We start from the raw sequence: 17,244 nt of genomic DNA, 5'->3' as shown, positions 1-17,244 counted from the left end.
GTGTCGTTTCTGATGGTGACGTCCGTGCCGTTGCCAGACCATCTGTTTGATCCCCTGTTCCCCTTTCATCTCGTCGTTGACCGTGCCCTGACCATCCGTTCGGCTGGCTCCGTCCTTCGTCGCATCCTTCCTGAACCGGATCTGTTGGGGCAGTCCCTCGACGATCACTTCCAGCTGATGAGGCCGGATGTGCCGATGGATTTCCCCAGTCTGAGTGAGTGTACCGATCGGCATGTGATCCTCAAGTCCGACCGGATTCCGTTGCAGCTGAAGGGCCAGATCTGTTGTCTTGATCAGACGGAGCAGCTGCTGTTCGTCGGTACCCCCTGCTTGCTGCAACTGGAGGACTTGAAGTCCCTCGGGCTCAAGATCAATGATTTTCCCCTGCATGATTCCCTGGTTGACTTCCTGTTCCTGCTCCAGGCCAGGAATGTGGCGCTCACGGAAAGCCAGCAGCTCAACGACATTCTGACGACGCAGCGGGCGGAGTTGCGGGAGTCAACACAGCGCCTCTCAGCCCTCAATACGGAGCTGGAAGCCGCCCGGCAGGCCGCTGAAGCCGCCAATGCCGCCAAGGACACGTTCCTGGCCACGATGAGCCATGAGATCAGAACGCCGATGAACGCCATCATCGGCATGGCAGGGCTGCTTCAGGACTCGCAGCTTGACGCCGTGGATCGGGAATATGTCGAGATCATCAACAGCAGCACCGATTCCCTGCTCACGATCATCAACGACATCCTTGATTTCTCGAAGATCGAATCCGGTGCCATGCAGCTGGATGAGCAGCGCTTCGACCTGCGCATCTGCATCGAAGAGGCCCTGGACCTGAGTGTGTCGCGTCTGCAGGACAGGGAGGTGGAACTGATCCTGGACATCGACCCCAGCTTGCCCACGGCCGTCATCGGTGATCTCACCCGCCTCCGCCAGATCCTCTGGAATCTCCTGAGCAATGCCGTCAAATTCACCTCCCAGGGTGAGATCGTCGTCACCCTGACGGCGGAGCCCCAGGCGGCTGTGGCCGGCGAGCCAACCCCCTGCCTGTTCACCTGTCAGATCCGTGACACCGGCATCGGCGTGTCGCCCGACCTTATTCCCCAGTTGTTCGAACCCTTTCGCCAGGCCGATCCCTCCACGGCCCGGCGCTACGGCGGCACGGGCCTTGGGCTGGCGATCACCCGCCGTCTGTGCGAGTTGATGGGGGGAGCGATCGGCCTGGCCAGCGAGGAAGGGGTCGGCAGTGTGTTCACCTTCACCGTGCTGTTGACGCTCGACCCGACCTCCACAGCGAGCATCACCCCGGAGCTCCTGCCGATTCCAGCCCCGCACGCGGCTTCGGTTCTGCTGCTGATCGCCAATCCCGCCCTCCGTGCCCTTCTCCAGAAGCAGCTGGGCTGGATGGGCCTGTCGGTGATCGCTCCCGATCTCTGTCAGATCCCCATGCGGGTCGCCCCCGCCGTGATCGCTGATGCCGGCCATGCTGCCGTGGTGATCGATGGGCGTCTGCTCGCCTGCGACGGGGACCCATCGCCTCCGTCCTTCCTGCAGGATCCCCTGCTGCGGATGCGTCCCTGGATCGTCCTGGCCGACCGGTGCAAGGTCACGGAGCTGGCGTCTCTCCCAGAGACCCCGCCCGTGCTGCTCACCAAGCCCGTGCGACTCGGCCAGCTTCGCCGGGCCCTGCTGCAGCAACTGCAGAGCCCAGCGGAGCGGCGGCTGTCCGTTCCCCCAACGCCATCCCACCAACCCGCCCCGGAAGGTGGCCCCCATCGGCTCGCCGATCGGCTGCCGCTGCGGTTGCTCGTCGTCGATGACGTCCCCGTGAACCGGCAGCTGGCCCTGCTGTTACTGCAGCGCCTTGGTTACCGGGCCGATGCCGTGGCTTCCGGCCCGGAGGCCCTCGCGGCCCTGCAGGCAACCCCCTTTGACGTCGTCTTCATGGATGTGCAGATGCCGGAGCTGGACGGCTATGCCACCACCAGGGCCATCCGGCGGCTGCCGGCTCCGTTTGTGCAACCCTGGATCATCGCGATGACAGCCCATGGCCGTCCGGAGGATCGTCAGGCCTGCTTCGAGGCCGGCATGGACGACTTCCTGGCCAAGCCGATCGTGCCAGCCCAGCTCACCTACGCCTTGGAGCACTACACCCCCCCCGACCAACCTGAAGCCCCGCCAGGGGCGGCCGGGGATGACCCGATCGACGCCGGCGCCTGGGGGGAGCTGGAGCAGTCACTCGGTGATGGGGCCGAGCCGCTGCTCCAGGAACTCATCGATCTGTATCTCGAAGACGCGACAAGCCTGGTGTCGGCCGTCGTGATGGCCCACCAGTACCACGACCCGCCGGCCATGATCGCTGCCGCCCACTCCCTGCGCTCCCCCAGTGCCAGCCTTGGCGCGCTTGGCCTGGCCGGCCTGTGCGGAGCGGTCGAGGAGTCCCTGCGTTCCGATCCGGAGGCGTGGCCCCAGCTCAGAATCGACCAGCTGCTCGTCGAGGCTGGCCGGGTCACCGAGGCGTTGCGGCAGCGACGCCCCACGGCCCCCTGATCCTCCCCCGATGGACAGCAGCGGTGCCCTGACCACGATCCTGCTCGTCGATGACGACCGCATCCATTCCCGGCTGCTCCAGGCCCGGCTGAGCGCCAAGGGCTACCGGGTCGTGATGGTGGACTCCGGCGAAGCCGCCCTCGAGCAGGCACGCCTCTGTCCGCCCACGCTGATCCTCTGCGACTGGCTGATGGACGGCATGGATGGCCTGGAGGTCTGCCGGGCCTGCAAGGCCGACCCTTCCCTGCAGTCGGCCCATTTCATCCTGCTCACGTCCCGTTCCCGGGTGGAGGACCGCGTCCTCGGGCTTGACTGCGGCGCCGATGACTTCCTCAGCAAGCCGGTGGACCCCGAGGAGCTGCTGGCGCGGGTCCGTTCCGGCATCCGCCTGCACCAGGCCAACGAGCGCCTCAAGGATCTGGCCGAGGAGCTGCGGCAGCAGAAGGCCCGGCTCGATCAGGAGCTGGAAGAGGCGGCCAGTTACGTGCGCTCCCTGTTTCCCGAGGCCATGACCGGTGCCGTCAGGGTGGAGGCACGCTTCGAGCCCTCCCATGAGCTGGGTGGGGATTCCTTCGACTTCTTCTGGCTGGATGCGGATCATTTCGTCCTGTATCTCGCCGATGCCTCCGGCCACGGGCTGGCGGCGGCGTTCCCCTCCATTTCCGTCCACAACCAGCTGCGCTCGCGCTCCCTGCCCGTCGATCTGCGGGATCCGGCCGCGGTGCTGCAGTCCCTCAACAGCGGTTTCCAGATGGAGCGCCATCAGGGCCGCTACCTCACCATCTGGTACGGGGTGTATCAGCTCTCCAGCAGGACCCTGCGCTACGCCAGCGCCGGTCACCCCCCTGCCCTGCTCTGGAGCCGCACTGGCGCTTTTCCCAGCCTGTGGCTCAGGGGCCAGGGCATGGCGGTGGGTCTGTTCGAGGAGTCCACCTATGCCAACGAGAGTCTGGAAGTTGGAGATGGGGGCTGTCTGCTCGTCTACAGCGATGGGCTCTACGAAGTCCCGAGGCCCGATGGGGTGATGGGAACCCTGCCGGAATTCATGCAGCTGGCGGAGCAGTGCCGGGGGCTGCTGTCGGACGACGATGGGCTCGAGCGGCTGCTCTCCCAGATCCACGACATCACGGCCAACGCCCCGTTCACCGATGATTATTCGGCGATCCGAGCGATTCTTTCCTGAGAACGTCAGGCGATCGGCTTCTGTGACAGGGCCGAGACGCAGGCCTCCCGATCCGGGAAGATGGTGAAGACCTTCTCGGTGCCGGTGAGCTCCAGGACGATCCGCACCTGGCTGGTGAGACTGCACAGATACAGCTGCTTTCCGTGCTCCCTGACCCGTTTGAGCACAGAAACCAGGGCTCCGAAGCCACTGCTGTCCATGAAGTCGATGCCCTGAAAGTCAATCAGGATGTCTCCTGTCGTTTCGTTCAGAAGAGAGCCGATGGATGATCGCAGTTCGGCGCCACTCTGGGCATCAAGCAAACCTGAAGGGTTCAGGATGGAGAGATCATCCACACATGGAATCTCGAATCTCCTTGATCTTACCATTCCCGCAGGATTGGGGCTTCCGTCATCGGACGGCCCGGCCCGGGGCGTGTTGCGGCTGGCTGGCTTCCTGGTTTGTCCAGCCTGGGGGTGGCCATGTCCAGGTCCTGATCGAGCCGGAGCGGCTTCCGGGATGCGGCGCTAAGGTTTGTGAATCACCCGGTGATGTGTGCGGCGCAGGCCATGGTCACGATTGAAGAGCTCCGCCAGAAGTCCCTGCCCTTCGTTGCCGCCGACCGTGACGGGTGCATCGTGGAGATCAACGACCTGTTTGAATCCACCTATGGATGGACCTTGCAGGATCTGGAGGGACAGTCCCTCTCCATGATTCTTCCCGACTCTTTCCGCGACGCCCACCACCTGGGATTCTCACGCTTTCAGATCGTTGGTGAATCCCAGATCCTCAACCATCCCCTGGAGTTGATGACGATCTGCAAGGACCAGCGCGCCATCAATTCAGAGCACTTCATCGTCGCCGAACGGCGCGGGGATGGCTGGGTCTTTGCGGCGACCCTGCGCCCGCTGAGCTGAGTCCGGGATGGCCGATCTGGAGCTCGTCGCCCAATTGCGCACCACCCTCGGCCGGCTGGAGGCGGCTCTCGGGGCGGTCGAAGAAGCTCTCGCCTTCACCGATCTCGATGGAATCGTCGAGTGGACCAATGCCTCCTTCGATCGCTTCGTGGGTCTCCCACGCCTGCAGTGCCTGGGCCGCTCCCTGAGCGGGATCCTTCCCGACAGCCAACCCCAGGCCACGGCCGAGCCCCAGGCCGGCCAGCCCTTCTGGACGCAGGCTCCCGAGGGCACCACCACCTGGGAGCTCACCAGCGCCCCACCCAGGCGGGTCATCGAGGTGTCGTGGGCCACCGTCAACGTCCCGAGCAAGCCCTCGCTTGTCTTCACGTTCCGGGATCAGAGTGCGATCGTCCAGGCCCAGGACAGGCTGATTGACGCGCGCGATCAGCTGGAGCAGCAGGTGGCCCAGCGAACCCTTGAGCTGCGCCAGGCCCGGGATGAAGCCCTCGCGGCCAGTCAGTCGAAGACACGGTTTCTGGCCACGATGAGCCATGAGATCCGTACCCCGCTCAACGCCGTGATCGGGATGAGCGACCTGCTGCTGGCCAGCCCGATGGAGGGACGCCACAGGGAGATGATCCAGACCATCCATGAGAGCGGCGACTATCTGTTGAATCTGGTCAACGACATTCTCGATATCTCCCAGATCGAGACCGGTCGTCTGGCGTTGAACCCCAGAACCTTTGATCTCCATCATCTGCTCGATGACGTGCTGAACCTTTTTCAGCATCAGGCTTCCATTCGGCAGCTTGATCTGCGGCTCAGCCTGTCGACGGAAGTGCCTCAATGGTTGATCGGTGATGATCTCAAGCTGCGTCAGATCCTCTTCAACCTGCTGGGAAATGCCTGCAAATACACCAACCATGGGGAGATCCGGCTTGTCGTCGAGGCGACCCGGACGGCGGCGGATGCGGTCGGCCTGTTGTTGCGTGTCTCCGACACCGGCATCGGCATTTCCGCCGCCGCCCTGCCGTTCATCTTCGAGGAGTTCGTCGGGCACGCCGATCCGGAGCAGACCCGCCAGAGTGCCGGGCTCGGCCTGGCCATCTGTTCCCGGCTCTGCCAACTGATGGGCGGTGAGATCTCGGTGGAATCCAGCCTCGGCAAGGGCAGCTGTTTTTCCGTTCGCCTGCCCTTCGCGGTGGCCTCAAAGAGCCAGCAGAAGCCTGTCCCGAGCGGCTCTCCTCACGGTTTTGATCCTGGGCTGAGGATCCTGGTGGCTGATGACAATCGCGTCAACCAGCGCGTGCTGGAGTTGATGCTGGCCCGGCTGAATCTGTCGGCCCAGCTGGTGGGCGATGGCGAGGCCACACTCCAGTGCCTCCGAAGTGAGCCCTTCGATCTGCTGGTCATGGATGTGGAGATGCCCCGTCTGGACGGCATCTCAGCGGCCCGACAACTACGCAGCGAGGGTTATGCGGATGTGTACATCATCGCCTTGACGGCCTATTCCTTCAGCTCCCATCGGCAGGAGTGTGAAGCCGCAGGAATGAACGACTTCCTCTCCAAGCCCCTGCGTTTCGTGGATCTCTGTGCCGCCCTGGAGCGCTTCCAGGCGTGGCGCCGGGTTGCGAAGCCGTAGGGTGGAGAGTGTGGAGGCCTTGGGCGTGACGCTACCGGAGGGCATTCCCGCGCCAAGGCGCCGAATGGTCCGCGATTCCTGCCTGCTGAGCCTGGGAATCATGGCCATCTCCAGCACGGCCCTGGTCGTCACCTACCGGGCCGCCGAAGGCAGCCTCCAGGCGAACATTCAGGAGCGATTACGGGATCTGGCCGTGGTCACGGCGTCGGAGATGGATGGCGATCTGCATGAGCGGATCACCCGCCCGGATCAGATCGGCAGCGCTGCCTATCGCCAGGCCACCGGGCCCCTGCTCCGCCTCAGGCGGTCGGTGCCGGATGTCTTTTACGCCTACACCCTCAGGGGGCAACCACAGGATCTCCGCTTCGTTCTCGACAGCACCTTCTACATCAAGAATCAGGGGGACGATGTGAGCCCCTTGGTGATCGGAGAGCGGTACGGCGATGCTCCCCCGGCCGCCCGTGCGGCCGCCCGCTACGGCAAGGCCAAGGTGAGTGCCGTTCCCTACACCGATCAGTGGGGCACGTTCCTGAGCAGCTTCGCTCCCTTCCGTGACGGGGCCGGCAGGACAGTGGGTCTGGTGGGTGTCGATCTGTCGATGGCCACCCTCAACCAGCAGCTGTTCCCCCTGCGCCTCAGCCTGGCCCTTTCGCTCACCGGCAGTGCCCTCCTGTCCGCCCTGGCGGGTTTGCTTCACTGGCGTTCGCTGCGCTCCTCGGAGCGGGCCCTGGAGGTGAGCCTGGAGGCCCGCGATCTGGCCCGCCGTGCGGCCCAGGAATCGGAGCAGGCCAACCTGGCCAAGAGCACCTTCCTGGCCACCATGGGCCACGAGCTGCGCACGCCGCTCAATGGTGTGATCGGACTCACCGACATCCTGCTGAGCACCGGCCTCACACCCCACCAGAAAGAGTGCCTGCAGACGGTTCGCAACTCCGGCGAGTCGCTGCTGCTCCTGCTCAACCAGCTGCTCGATTTCTCCGCCATCGACAGTGGTGCGCTGGTGATCGATGCAGCCCCTTGCCGGCTCCGCTCCCTGGTGGAGGAGGTCGTGCACCTGTTCCGCCAGCAGGCCCAGTCGAAGGGGCTGGCCATCACGCTCAGCTTCGATGCCGACGTTCCCGATGTCGTGACCTCCGATCCCCTGCACCTGCGGCAGATCCTCGTGAATCTGGTGGGCAATGCGGTCAGGTTCACGCTGCACGGCCAGGTGGCCGTGGCCGTCGGCGTGGAGGACCTCCAGCCCGATGGCCGGCGGCCCGTTCTCTTCCGTGTCCGGGATACCGGGCCCGGGATCAGCCTCTCCTCCCGGGAGACGCTCTTCCAGCCCTTCACCCAGGCGGATGGCTCCAGCACCCGTCCCCATGGCGGCACCGGCCTGGGCCTGGCCATCTGCCACCACCTGGTGGTCGCCATGGGGGGCGTGATTGAGGTGGAGAGCGAACCGGGCCAGGGTTGCCTGTTCACGGTCAGCCTGCCGGTGACGGTTCCCGCGGAGCCGGAGCCGGCAGAGGCGAGCTTCGCCGACAGCCATCCGCTGCGGATCCTCCTGGCCGAGGACAATCGCGTCAACGCCCGCGTCTGCGAGCTGATGCTGCAACGGCTCGGCTACGGCGTCAGTGTGGCCTGCGATGGGGAGGAGGCCCTGGAGCAGCAGCGCAGCCTCGACCCGGACATCATCCTGATGGATCTGCGAATGCCGAAACTCGATGGATTCGACGCCACGCGACGGATCCGGGAGCAGGGCGACCGTGGGGCCCGCCCCTGGATCGTGGCGGTCACCGCCAACATCCGCGAGAGCGACCGCGCCCAGGCGCTGGCCAGTGGCATGGATGACTTCATCGGCAAGCCGATCCGGGTGGAGACGCTGCAGGGCGCCCTCTCAAGGGCCTATGCGGCCGTCCAGGCCCGCTGATCGGGGAGGCCCGCCCTAGGCCGGCGTCGTTCCCGACAACCTGGCCTGGCTCAGGGCAGCCTCGGCCCGCCGGAAGAGGTCTTTGAAGCCGCTGTCGTCATCGCCCAGCGAGGCGACACCGCAGCTGATGGCCAGCGGATGGCGGACGCCCTCCACCAGCCAGGCATCGAGGGCCAGGGCGGCCCGGATCTGCTCCGCCAGGGCCACGCCCTCCTGGCCGTCGAGGCCTGGGCGCAGCATGGCGAATTCGTCGGCGGTCACCCGGCCCAGAAGGGCGCTCTCCCCCACCTGGTTCAGCAGCCGGGCGGCCATCTCCTGGAGCAGCCGATCCCCCTGCGGAGCTCCGAACCGGGCGCAGAAGCCAGGGAAATCATCGAGTCCGAAGATCAGCAGGGTGAGCGCATCGTCGCTCTGGCGAGCCCGCTGGCACTCCCTCTGCCCCGCCTCCTGGAAGGGGCGTCGGTTCTGGAGCCCCGTAAGCGGACAGAGATAGCTGTTGCGCCGCGATTCCAGATACTGCGTCACCATGCCGGCCAGATCCTGCAGCAGCTGTTGCTCCGTGCCGGCAAGCTGCCTCGGTTGGGGGCTGATCACGCACAGGGTCCCCACATTGAAGCCTGAGCGGGTTTGCAGCGGGACGCCCGCATAGAAGCGGATATGGGGGTCCCCCGTCACGAGGGGATTGTCCCTGAAGCGATCATCGGCGGTCGCATCACTGACGACCATGACGTCATCGGAGCAGATGGTGTGCGCACAGAAGGCCAGCTCCCGCGGCGTTTCACTCGGCTCCAGGCCCACCCGGGAGAGAAACCACTGCCGCTGGCGATCCACCAGGGAGATCAGGGCGATCGGAACCCCCAGCATCTGGCTGGCCAGGCGGGTGATGCGGTTGAAATCCTCCCCGGGCTCCGTGTCGAGGATGTACTGGTCGTCCAGCGCCGCCTGCCGTTCGGCTTCGTTGTCCGGGATCGGATAGGAGGACACCGGTCGTCGCTGTCAGGGAAGGCAGTATGGACCGGGGCCCCATCAGGGCAGCCAGGGCCCTCAGGGCAGCCAGGGCGACTCGGAAAAGTCCGGGTCCCGTTTCTCCAGGAAGGCATTGCGTCCCTCCTGCCCTTCGCTGGTCCGATAGAAGAGGTGGGTGGCCTGGCCCGCCAGCTCCTGGATCCCCGCCAGCCCGTCGGTCTCGGCGTTGAAGGCCGCCTTCAGGCAGCGGATCGCCGTGGGGCTGTGCTGCAGCACCTCCCGCGCCCAGGCCACCCCCTGGCGCTCCAGCTCCTCCAGGGGCACCACCGCGTTCACCAGCCCCATGGCCAGGGCCTCGTGGGCGTCGTAGCGCCGGCAGAGGAACCAGATCTCCCGGGCCTTGCGCTGGCCCACCACCCGGGCCAGGTAGCCGGCGCCGAAGCCGCCGTCGAAGCTGCCCACCCGCGGCCCGGTCTGGCCGAAGACGGCGTTCTCGGCCGCCAGACTCAGATCGCAGAGCAGATGCAGCACCTGGCCGCCGCCGATGGCGTAGCCGGCCACCAGGGCGATCACCACCTTGGGCAGGCTGCGGATGATCCGCTGCAGATCGAGCACGTTGAGCCGCGGCAGGCCCGAATCGTCGAGGTAGCCGCCGTCGCCGCGCACGCTCTGGTCGCCTCCGGCGCAGAAGGCCCAGACGCCGTCGGCGGCCGGCCCCTCGCCGGTGAACAGCACCACACCGATGGAGGGGTCGTCCCGCACCCGGTTGAAGGCATCGCAGAGCTCCTGCACGGTGAGGGGGCGGAAGGCGTTGCGCTTCTCGGGCCGGTTGATGCTGATCCGGGCGATCCCGTCGCCGCTGGTCTCGAAGCGGATGTCGCTGTAGGTGCCGGCGCTGGTCCAGTGCGGCGGGGCGGGGGGAACGGGGGTCATGGGGAGGGGATCGGCCCGGTGGCCAGGGGGTCGGCCAGATCTGCGGCCATTGTGCGCAGCCGCTGCCGCAGGGCCGCATCCCGGCGTCGGTCGGTGGTCAGCACCAGCAGGGCCAAAGGCTGGGCCAGGGCCCAGGCCAGGGCGTCCTCCAGGGCATCCAGGCACTCCAGCCGCCGGCCGGGGACCCCGTGCACCGCCGCCAGCGCCAGCGGGTCCACCGGCTGGGGCATGGCGAACAGGCGCTCGAAATCCATCGCCGCCGCCGGTTGGGTGCGGATGGGCAGCTGCTCGAAGATGCCGCCTCCGCCGTTGTCGATCAGCACGATGGTGAGCCGCCCGCCCAGCTGCGGACGCCATAGCCAGCCGTTGGCATCGTGCAGCAGGGCCAGATCGCCGCTCACCAGCACCAGGGCGCCGAGGGCTTCGGCCAGGCCGCAGGCGCTCGAGAGGGTGCCGTCGATGCCGGAGGCCCCCCGGAAGCCATGCATCGGCCGGGGCGGGGCGGCCGGGTCGGCGAAGCTCTCCCAGTCCCGCACCGGACTGCTGTTGGCCAGCAGCACCGGCAGCCCCGCCGGCAGCAGCCGGCTCAACCGCCGGGCCAGGGCCGGCTCCCCCTGCTCCCCGGCCAGCTCGCGCTCCAGCTGGGCCTGCACCGCCGCCTCCGCCCGCCGCCAGCGGCCTGCCAGCGCCAGTGATGCTTCTGCTGGATCGCCCGCCCCGGTCGGCGGCGTCTGCCCCGCCAGCCAGGCCGCCAGCCCGGCGCTCGCCTGGCCCCGCACCACCCCGAGGGGATCGAGCCGGCGTCCGTCCCCTTCGCTCACCAGCACCTGGCCCCCCCCCTGGGCCGCCAGCCAGCGCTGCAGACGCCGGCTGGCCGGCAGGGGGCCCAGGCGCAGCACCTGCAGCTCACCGGCTGGCGTCGCCACCTCGCCGCCGGCGCCCTCCGAGAGGATCAGGTCGTAGGCCGTCACCGTCTCCAGATCCGGCAGGCCCCGCAGGCCCGAGAGGGCATCGGCCAGCACCGGCCAGCCGCTGCGCCGCTGCCAGCGCCGCAGGGCCTCCACGTGGGCCGGCCAGGCCGCCGGGGCCCCGCGCCAGGGGCCGGCCACCACGACACCGGGGCGGTCCGGGTCCAGGCCCGTGCCCGCGGCGTCCTGATGTACGGGGGACGCCGACTCGCCCGCAGCGGCTGCGGCGCCAGCGGCCTGGGACGGGGGCGGCGGCAGCGCTTCGGCCAGTGCGGCGGCCAGCCGGGTCAGATCCGTGCCGTCCGCATGCAGGGGTTCGTCGAAGGGCAGGTTGAGGTGCACCGGGCCGGCGCAGCGGCCGGCCCCATCGCCCCGGGCGGCGGCCAGCGCCTGGCGGGCCAGGGCGTCCAGTTCCGGGGGGGCCATGGCGGCCAGCCCCTCCGGGTCGCCCTCGCCCAGCCAGCGGCAGCTGCCCACCAGGAACACCTCCTGGTTGACGCTCTGGTTGGCGCCGCAGCCCTTGAGCCGCGCCGGTCGGTCGGCCGTGAGCAGCAGCAGGGGGATCGAGCCGAAGTCGGCCTCCACGGCGGCGGGCAGCAGGTTGGCCACGGCGCTGCCCGAGGTCGTGATCACGGCCGCTGGCTGGCCGCTGGCCCGGCCCAGGCCGAGGGCGAAGAAGGCGGCGGAACGCTCGTCGATGGCGGTGTGCAGTTGCAGGCCCCCGGGCTCCAGCAGGGCGGCCGCCACCGCCAGGGGGGCCGAACGGCTGCCGGGGCAGAGCACCCCGTGGGCCAGGCCGCCCCGGCGCAGCGCGTTGAGGAGCGCCACAGCCGCCTGCACATTGGCCAGTGATGTGGCGGACCCGGCCAAGGGGGACGCTCCGGTGTTCAGGATGGGGGAATCATCCTCACGGACGGTTTCCCCATGGGCAGCGGCCCTGCCATCGCCCCGCCCACGCCGCCTTCCGCCCCCCAGGGTGCGGCAAGGGGCCTGCTGCAGCAGCTGTTCCGGCTGCTGCTGTGGGTGCTGGTGGCCCTGCTGCTGCGCTGGACGGTGGTGGAGCCCCGCTGGATCCCGTCGGGCTCGATGCTGCCCACCCTGCAGCTCCAGGACCGGGTCCTGGTGGAGAAGCTGAGCCCCCGCTTCGGCTCGGGGGTGCGGACGGGCCGCATCGTCGTCTTCCATCCGCCGGCCGCCCTGCAGCAGGCGGGCTACGACCCCGGCGCGGCCCTGATCAAGCGGGTGGTGGCGGTGGCCGGCGATCGGGTGGAGGTGAAGGGGGGCCGCCTCTGGCGCAACGGCATCCCCGCCGAGCCGGACTGGGCCCGGGAGCCGATGGACTACGCCCTGGAGCCCTTCGTGGTTCCGCCTGGGCAGGTGCTGGTGCTGGGGGATAATCGCAATGCCAGCCTGGATTCCCACCTCTGGGGCCCCCTGCCGGAGAGCGACCTGATCGGCACCGCCATCTGGCGCTACTGGCCCCTGGCCCGGTTCGGTCCGGTTGGGTTCTCCACTCCCGACGCTGGGGAAGCCGCTTGAAAGACTGCGTTAGGGTGCACGTCGTGTTACAGCGCACACCGGAGGGCACATGTTCAACCCGGAGTTCCTGACCGCCGACAACGAGGCGATCAGCGACAATTCGCTGATTCAGTACCTGCAGGAACAGTCCCCTGATGTGCTCCAGAGGGTGGCGCGCTCGGCCACCGGCGACATCCAGGACATCATCCGCCACAACGTCCAGGGCCTGCTGGGCATGCTTCCCGGTGAGCAGTTCGAGGTGAAGATCCAGGCCAGCCGCGACAACCTCGCGGGCCTGCTGGCCTCGGCGATGATGACCGGTTACTTCCTGCGCCAGATGGAGCAGCGCATGGAGCTGGAGTCGGCCATGCTCGGCAGCGGTGGCTTCGAGGGGGGCCTCGACGCAGACCCCGGCGAACTCGAGCTCTAGCCCTCAGCGCCCCCTCCAGGCCTCAGCGCTCCCCTTCCCCCGGCACCAGCCCCAGCCGCACCAGGGTGTTGTCGATGCCGGCCAGGGTTTCCCAGGCTCCCTGATCGGGGGCCCAGTCGTCCGCTTCGATCCGATCGGCCAGGGCCGCCAGCTCCTGGGGCGAACTGGCCACGGGGGCGTCATGGTGGGCCGGAACCACCCAGCGCAGGTCCTCCAGGCCCGCCAGAAGCCGGATCCAGGCCACCAGGGCGGCCCGCTGGCGCGGGAACACCAGCCGCTCCAGCACAGCCGCCACCTGCAGGGTGCTGCGGCCCCCCGGCGCCAGGGCCTGGAAGTCGGTCTGCCAGCCGGGCAGCCAGCGGAAGGGATAGAAGCCGAAGTGGGCCCGGGCGTCGCGGCACCCCGGTGCCAGACAGCGGCGCAGCACCTCGCCCAGGGGCGGCACCTCCAGGGGCCTGGGGCGCAGGTAGGTGGCGAACAGCACCAGCCGCCACCAGCCCCGGCGGCGTCGCTCGGGATCGTCCTGCAGCGGCTCATCCCCCCGCTCGCGGGCATGGAACAGCAGCGGTGTGGGATCGAGATCGAACACCGCCGGCGGCTCCGGCGGAATCGCCACCAGGGCATCGGTGAGCAGCAGGCTGCCGCTGGCCCGATCGAAGCAGGCGATCTCCAGGAAGGTGCCCAGCCCCAGGTCCAGGGGGCCCAGGGGCAACCAGTCGAGCTGGTCGCCGTGGGGTACCCCGTCGCTGAGCAGCACCCGGGTGCGGGCGGCGGGGAACCCCAGCCAGGCGGGCGGCAGCGCCAGGGGGAAACTCCACTGCCGCGGCGTGACCCATACCTGGGCTTGGGGGAAAGCCCGGGCCATGGCCGGCACCGGCAGCTTGTGCTCCAGCCCTGAAGCGGTGGGCAGCACGATGGTGCACACCGGGCCGTGGCGCTCCTCCAGGTCCCGCAGATGGGAGCGCACCTCGGCGGTGGGGGCCACCGGGGCATAGAGCAGCAGCCCCTCCCGCACCCGCAGCACCAGCATGCGGATCGGCACCGCCACGTACCAGACCCCCTGCAGCTGCTCGAAGCTCCAGAGCCGTCCGGCCACCAGCTCCCGCACCAGGGTGCGGCGGCGGCCGTAGGGGTAGAGGGGCAGCAGCGGCCACCAGGGCCAGCGCTGGTCCGCGGGCGAGACCGGGGCGGCGCCGCTGACGGACGCGCTCACGCGGATGGGAAGCGGGAGGCCCGCGGCGAGCGGCGCCGCTGGGCCAGCAGGCCATGGCGCGGCGCCAGCAGGAAGCACAGCAGGAACAGCAGCGTCTGCACCAGCACGATGCAGCCAGCGGTGGAGGCATCCATCCAGTAGCTCCAGTAGATGCCGGCCACGCTGGAAATCACCGCCGAGAGGATCGAGAGCCACACCATGCGGTCGAAGCGGTCGGTGAGCAGGTAGGCGGTGGCCCCCGGTGTGACCAGCATCGCCACCACGAGGATGATGCCCACCGTCTGCAGGCCCGCCACGGCCGCCAGGGACAGCATCGACAGCAGCAGGTAGTGCAGCACGCCGGTGTGAAGGCCGATGGAGCGGGCGTGGGTGGGATCGAAGCAGAACAGCAGAAAGTCCTTGCGCAGCACCAGCAGCACCGAGAGCACCAGCACGCTGATCACCACCGTCTGGAGGATGTCGGAGGAGCTGATGCCCAGCACGTTGCCGAACAGGATGTGGGAGAGGTCGATGCTGCTTCGCACCTTGGAGATCAGCGTCAGGCCGAGGGCGAAGAAGCCGGTGAACACCAGCCCGATCACCGTGTCCTCCTTGATCCGGGTCATCTGCTTGATGTAGCCGATCAGGGCCACCGAGCCGACCCCGAAGACGAAGGCCCCCACCGCGAAGGGCAGGTTCAGGGCGTAGGCGATCACCACGCCCGGCATCACCGCATGGGACACCGCATCCCCCATCAGGGCCCAGCCCTTGAGCGTCATGTAGCAGGAGAGCAGGCCGCAGACACAGGAGACGAGCATGCTGACCAGCAAGGCCCGCACCATGAACTCCTGCTGGAGCGGTTCGATCAGCCAGGTGAGCACGGCCGTCATGGCGCCTGCGGCGGCTCGGGCTCGACGGCCGCGGTCGGGTCGCCCTCCAGCCGCAGGCCGCCGAAGGTGAGGGCCAGGTTCTCGCTGGTGAACACCGAGGAGGTTTCGCCGTAGGCGAGCACGGTCTTGTTGATCAGCACCACCTGGTCGCAGAAGCTGGTGACGTGGGCCAGGTCGTGGGTGGAGATCATCAGGGTGCGCCCCTCGCGCCGGAACTGCTCGAACAGCTTGATCATCAGCTTCTCGGTGCGGATGTCGACGCCGTTGAAGGGCTCATCCAGCAGCATCACCGAGGCGCCCTGGGCCAGGGCTCGTGCCAGGAAGGCCCGTTTGCGCTGGCCACCGGAGAGGGCGCCGATCTGGCGGTGGCGCAGCGGCCACAGGTCCACCCGCTCCAGCGCCTCCTTCACCGCCTCCCGGTCGATCGGGCGGGGGATGCGCAGCAGATTCATGCTGCCGTAGCGGCCCATCATCACCACCTCATGGACGTTGACCGGGAAGTTCCAGTCGACGCTCTCGGTCTGGGGGACGTAGGCCACCGCCCGGGCCCGGCGTGCCTGCCGCAGGGGCTGGCCGTTGATGGCGATGCTGCCGGCCGAGGGGCGCACAAAGCCCATCAGGGCCTTGAACAGGGTGGATTTGCCGGCCCCGTTCATCCCCACCAGGGCGCAGATGGTGCCGGCATCGAGATGCAGGGAGGCGTCATGGACGGCCACCACCCCGTGGTAATCGACGCAGAGGTTGCGGACGGCGATGCGCTCGCTGCCGGCGAAGGGGGTGGGGCGAGAGGGCATCGGTTCAGCTCCCCGCCAGACCCGCTTGCAGGGTCTCCACGTTATGACGCTGCAGCTCCAGAAGATTGGGGGCCGGGCCGTCCGGCAGGGAGAGCGAATCCACGTGGAACACGCCGCCGAAGCGGGCCCCCGACTGCTTCGCCACCTGCTTCTGGGGCTCGGCGCTGACCGTGCTCTCGCAGAACACCGCCGGCACCCGGCGCTCCTTCACCAGGGCGATCAGGCGGGCCATGCGCTGGGGGGTGACCTGGGATTCGGCGTTGACAGGCCACAGGTAGGCCTCGGTGAGGCCGTAGTCGCGGGCGAGGTAGGAGAAGGCCCCCTCACAGGTGGCCAGCACCCGCTGGCCGGGGGGGATCCGGGCCAGGGAGGTCCGCAGGTCCCGGTCGAGGGCGTCCAGCTCGGCGCTGTAGCGCTTGGCATTGCGCTGGAAGGTGGCGGCCCCGGCGGGGTCGAGGCGGGTCAGGGCGCGGCGGATGTTCTCCACATAGACCTTGGCCAGCCGGGGGGACATCCAGGCGTGGGGGTTGGGCTTGCCCTGGTAGGCGTCGCCGGCGATCGGCAGGGGCGTGATGCCCTCGGTGAGGGTCACGTGGGGCACCTCGGGGAGGCCGGCGTAGAAGCGCTGGGCCCAGCGTTCCAGCCCGAAGCCGTTCTCCAGCACCATCTGGGCCCCCGAGGCCCGCTTGAGATCGCTGGGGGTGGGCTCGTAGCCGTGGATCTCGGCCCCCAGCCGGGTGATCGATTCCACCCGCACCCGCTCGCCGGCCACCTGGCGGGCCATGTCCGCCAGGATCGTGAAGGTGGTGAGCACCAGGGGGCGCCCGTCCTTCGCCCCTGCGCTGCCGCTGGCCCCGGCGGTGTCTCCGGTGCCGGGGGCCTTGCCGCCGGCCTCGGGCCCGGGGGCGCAGCCGCCGGCCAGCAGCGGAACCACCAGGGCGGCGGCCACCAGGGCCTGCTTCAGGCGGAACCGGGGGCCTTCGGGGTGGCCCTGGCCGTCACGGCGGTGCTGGGGCATGGCGGCCGCTGGCGAACAGAAAGCTTGGAGTGAACATTCTGGCCGCCGCCGCGGCCCAGCCACGGCCGGATGGCCGCCAAGGAAAAGCCCCCTCGGCGTCCGCAGGGGACAGAGGGGGCTGGGGGGTGGATCGGAGCGCGGCTGTCGAGGGGATCAGCCGATCGCCGGGGCCTGCAGGGCCACGGGAACGGACTGCACGGTGGCCAGATCGAGGGGGAAGTTGTGGGCGTTGCGCTCGTGCATCACTTCCATGCCGAGGCCGGCACGGTTGAGCACGTCGGCCCAGGTGTTGATCACCCGGCCCTGGCCATCAAGGATGGACTGGTTGAAGTTGAAGCCGTTCAGGTTGAAGGCCATCGTGCTCACGCCCAGGGCG

15 protein-coding genes and 2 pseudogenes are annotated in these 17,244 nt (G+C 68.5%); 8 read left to right on the top strand and 9 right to left on the bottom strand.

Annotation, left to right across the window (positions count from 1 at the left end; all coding sequences use genetic code 11):
- The first annotated feature begins 12 nt into the window (after nt 1-12).
- Both KUG39_RS07780 and KUG39_RS07775 read left to right on the top strand, forming a co-directional pair.
- Nucleotides 13-2,544, top strand: a complete 2,532-nt coding sequence (locus tag KUG39_RS07780; RefSeq protein ID WP_216914133.1) for an ATP-binding protein — start codon at nt 13-15, stop codon at nt 2,542-2,544.
- A 10-nt stretch (nt 2,545-2,554) separates the two neighbouring features.
- On the top strand, nt 2,555-3,727 hold the full coding sequence (locus tag KUG39_RS07775) for a PP2C family protein-serine/threonine phosphatase (RefSeq protein WP_216914131.1): 1,173 nt from the start codon (nt 2,555-2,557) through the stop codon (nt 3,725-3,727).
- A 5-nt stretch (nt 3,728-3,732) separates the two neighbouring features.
- Here KUG39_RS07775 and KUG39_RS07770 read toward each other — a convergent pair whose 3' ends face one another.
- Nucleotides 3,733-4,095 carry an STAS domain-containing protein gene (locus KUG39_RS07770; RefSeq protein ID WP_216914129.1) on the bottom strand — a complete coding sequence of 121 codons (363 nt, stop codon included), beginning with the start codon at nt 4,093-4,095 and terminating at the stop codon, nt 3,733-3,735.
- 147 nt (nt 4,096-4,242) lie between these two features.
- On the opposite strand from KUG39_RS07770, the gene KUG39_RS07765 reads away from it, so the two are divergent.
- The 4 genes and pseudogenes from KUG39_RS07765 to KUG39_RS07755 all read left to right on the top strand — a co-directional run bounded on the left by KUG39_RS07765 (nt 4,243) and on the right by KUG39_RS07755 (nt 8,159).
- Nucleotides 4,243-4,623 (top strand): PAS domain S-box protein, encoded by a 381-nt coding sequence (locus KUG39_RS07765; RefSeq protein WP_502988642.1) that lies wholly within the window; start codon nt 4,243-4,245, stop codon nt 4,621-4,623.
- Between the two features lie 7 nt (nt 4,624-4,630).
- A pseudogene (locus KUG39_RS17590) lies at nt 4,631-4,906 on the top strand (PAS domain-containing protein); the annotation flags it as partial.
- 36 nt (nt 4,907-4,942) lie between these two features.
- Nucleotides 4,943-6,247 carry an ATP-binding protein gene (locus KUG39_RS07760; protein WP_216914127.1) on the top strand — a complete coding sequence of 435 codons (1,305 nt, stop codon included), beginning with the start codon at nt 4,943-4,945 and terminating at the stop codon, nt 6,245-6,247.
- 100 nt (nt 6,248-6,347) lie between these two features.
- A complete protein-coding gene (locus KUG39_RS07755) occupies nt 6,348-8,159 on the top strand; it encodes an ATP-binding protein (protein WP_216914125.1) in 1,812 nt (603 codons plus the stop codon).
- 15 nt (nt 8,160-8,174) lie between these two features.
- Here KUG39_RS07755 and KUG39_RS07750 read toward each other — a convergent pair whose 3' ends face one another.
- The 3 genes from KUG39_RS07750 to menD are packed head-to-tail and all read right to left on the bottom strand — an operon-like array spanning nt 8,175 to nt 11,896.
- The gene (locus KUG39_RS07750) at nt 8,175-9,143 is read right to left on the bottom strand and encodes a sensor domain-containing diguanylate cyclase (RefSeq protein ID WP_216914123.1); all 969 of its coding nucleotides are present in this window, start codon (nt 9,141-9,143) and stop codon (nt 8,175-8,177) included.
- A gap of 60 nt (nt 9,144-9,203) precedes the next feature.
- On the bottom strand, nt 9,204-10,058 hold the full coding sequence (gene menB / locus KUG39_RS07745; RefSeq protein WP_216914121.1) for a 1,4-dihydroxy-2-naphthoyl-CoA synthase: 855 nt from the start codon (nt 10,056-10,058) through the stop codon (nt 9,204-9,206).
- The gene (gene menD / locus KUG39_RS07740; RefSeq protein ID WP_216914119.1) at nt 10,055-11,896 is read right to left on the bottom strand and encodes a 2-succinyl-5-enolpyruvyl-6-hydroxy-3-cyclohexene-1-carboxylic-acid synthase; all 1,842 of its coding nucleotides are present in this window, start codon (nt 11,894-11,896) and stop codon (nt 10,055-10,057) included. Before menD ends, menB begins: the two co-directional genes overlap by 4 nt.
- A gap of 54 nt (nt 11,897-11,950) precedes the next feature.
- Here menD and lepB point away from each other — a divergent pair, with 54 nt between their 5' ends.
- Together lepB and KUG39_RS07730 are read left to right on the top strand one after the other, a co-directional pair.
- The gene (gene lepB, locus KUG39_RS07735) at nt 11,951-12,565 is read left to right on the top strand and encodes a signal peptidase I (RefSeq protein ID WP_286193022.1); all 615 of its coding nucleotides are present in this window, start codon (nt 11,951-11,953) and stop codon (nt 12,563-12,565) included.
- A 49-nt stretch (nt 12,566-12,614) separates the two neighbouring features.
- Nucleotides 12,615-12,974, top strand: a complete 360-nt coding sequence (locus KUG39_RS07730; protein WP_094585938.1) for a DUF760 domain-containing protein — start codon at nt 12,615-12,617, stop codon at nt 12,972-12,974.
- Nucleotides 12,975-12,996: 22 nt separating this feature from the next.
- Here KUG39_RS07730 and KUG39_RS07725 read toward each other — a convergent pair whose 3' ends face one another.
- From KUG39_RS07725 to KUG39_RS07705, 5 genes and pseudogenes are all read right to left on the bottom strand, one after another.
- Nucleotides 12,997-14,187: a DUF4336 domain-containing protein gene (locus KUG39_RS07725; RefSeq protein ID WP_216914118.1), complete on the bottom strand. Its 1,191-nt coding sequence runs from the start codon at nt 14,185-14,187 to the stop codon at nt 12,997-12,999.
- Nucleotides 14,184-15,056, bottom strand: coding sequence for a metal ABC transporter permease (locus tag KUG39_RS07720; protein ID WP_216914116.1), 873 nt, complete (start codon nt 15,054-15,056; stop codon nt 14,184-14,186). Before KUG39_RS07720 ends, KUG39_RS07725 begins: the two co-directional genes overlap by 4 nt.
- A complete protein-coding gene (locus KUG39_RS07715) occupies nt 15,053-15,850 on the bottom strand; it encodes a metal ABC transporter ATP-binding protein (RefSeq protein ID WP_216914114.1) in 798 nt (265 codons plus the stop codon). The genes KUG39_RS07720 and KUG39_RS07715 overlap by 4 nt, the downstream gene beginning before the upstream one ends.
- 4 nt (nt 15,851-15,854) lie before the next feature.
- Complete coding sequence (locus KUG39_RS07710; RefSeq protein ID WP_216914112.1) at nt 15,855-16,868, bottom strand: metal ABC transporter substrate-binding protein; 1,014 nt, start codon at nt 16,866-16,868, stop codon at nt 15,855-15,857.
- Nucleotides 16,869-17,021: 153 nt separating this feature from the next.
- Nucleotides 17,022-17,244, bottom strand: a pseudogene (locus KUG39_RS07705) (photosystem II q(b) protein); the annotation flags it as partial.

It is taken from the genome of Synechococcus sp. CCAP 1479/10 (genome assembly GCF_019038515.1).
Classification (GTDB): Bacteria; Cyanobacteriota; Cyanobacteriia; order PCC-6307; family Cyanobiaceae; genus Cyanobium.
This window is presented reverse-complemented; position numbering and strand designations above follow the sequence as displayed.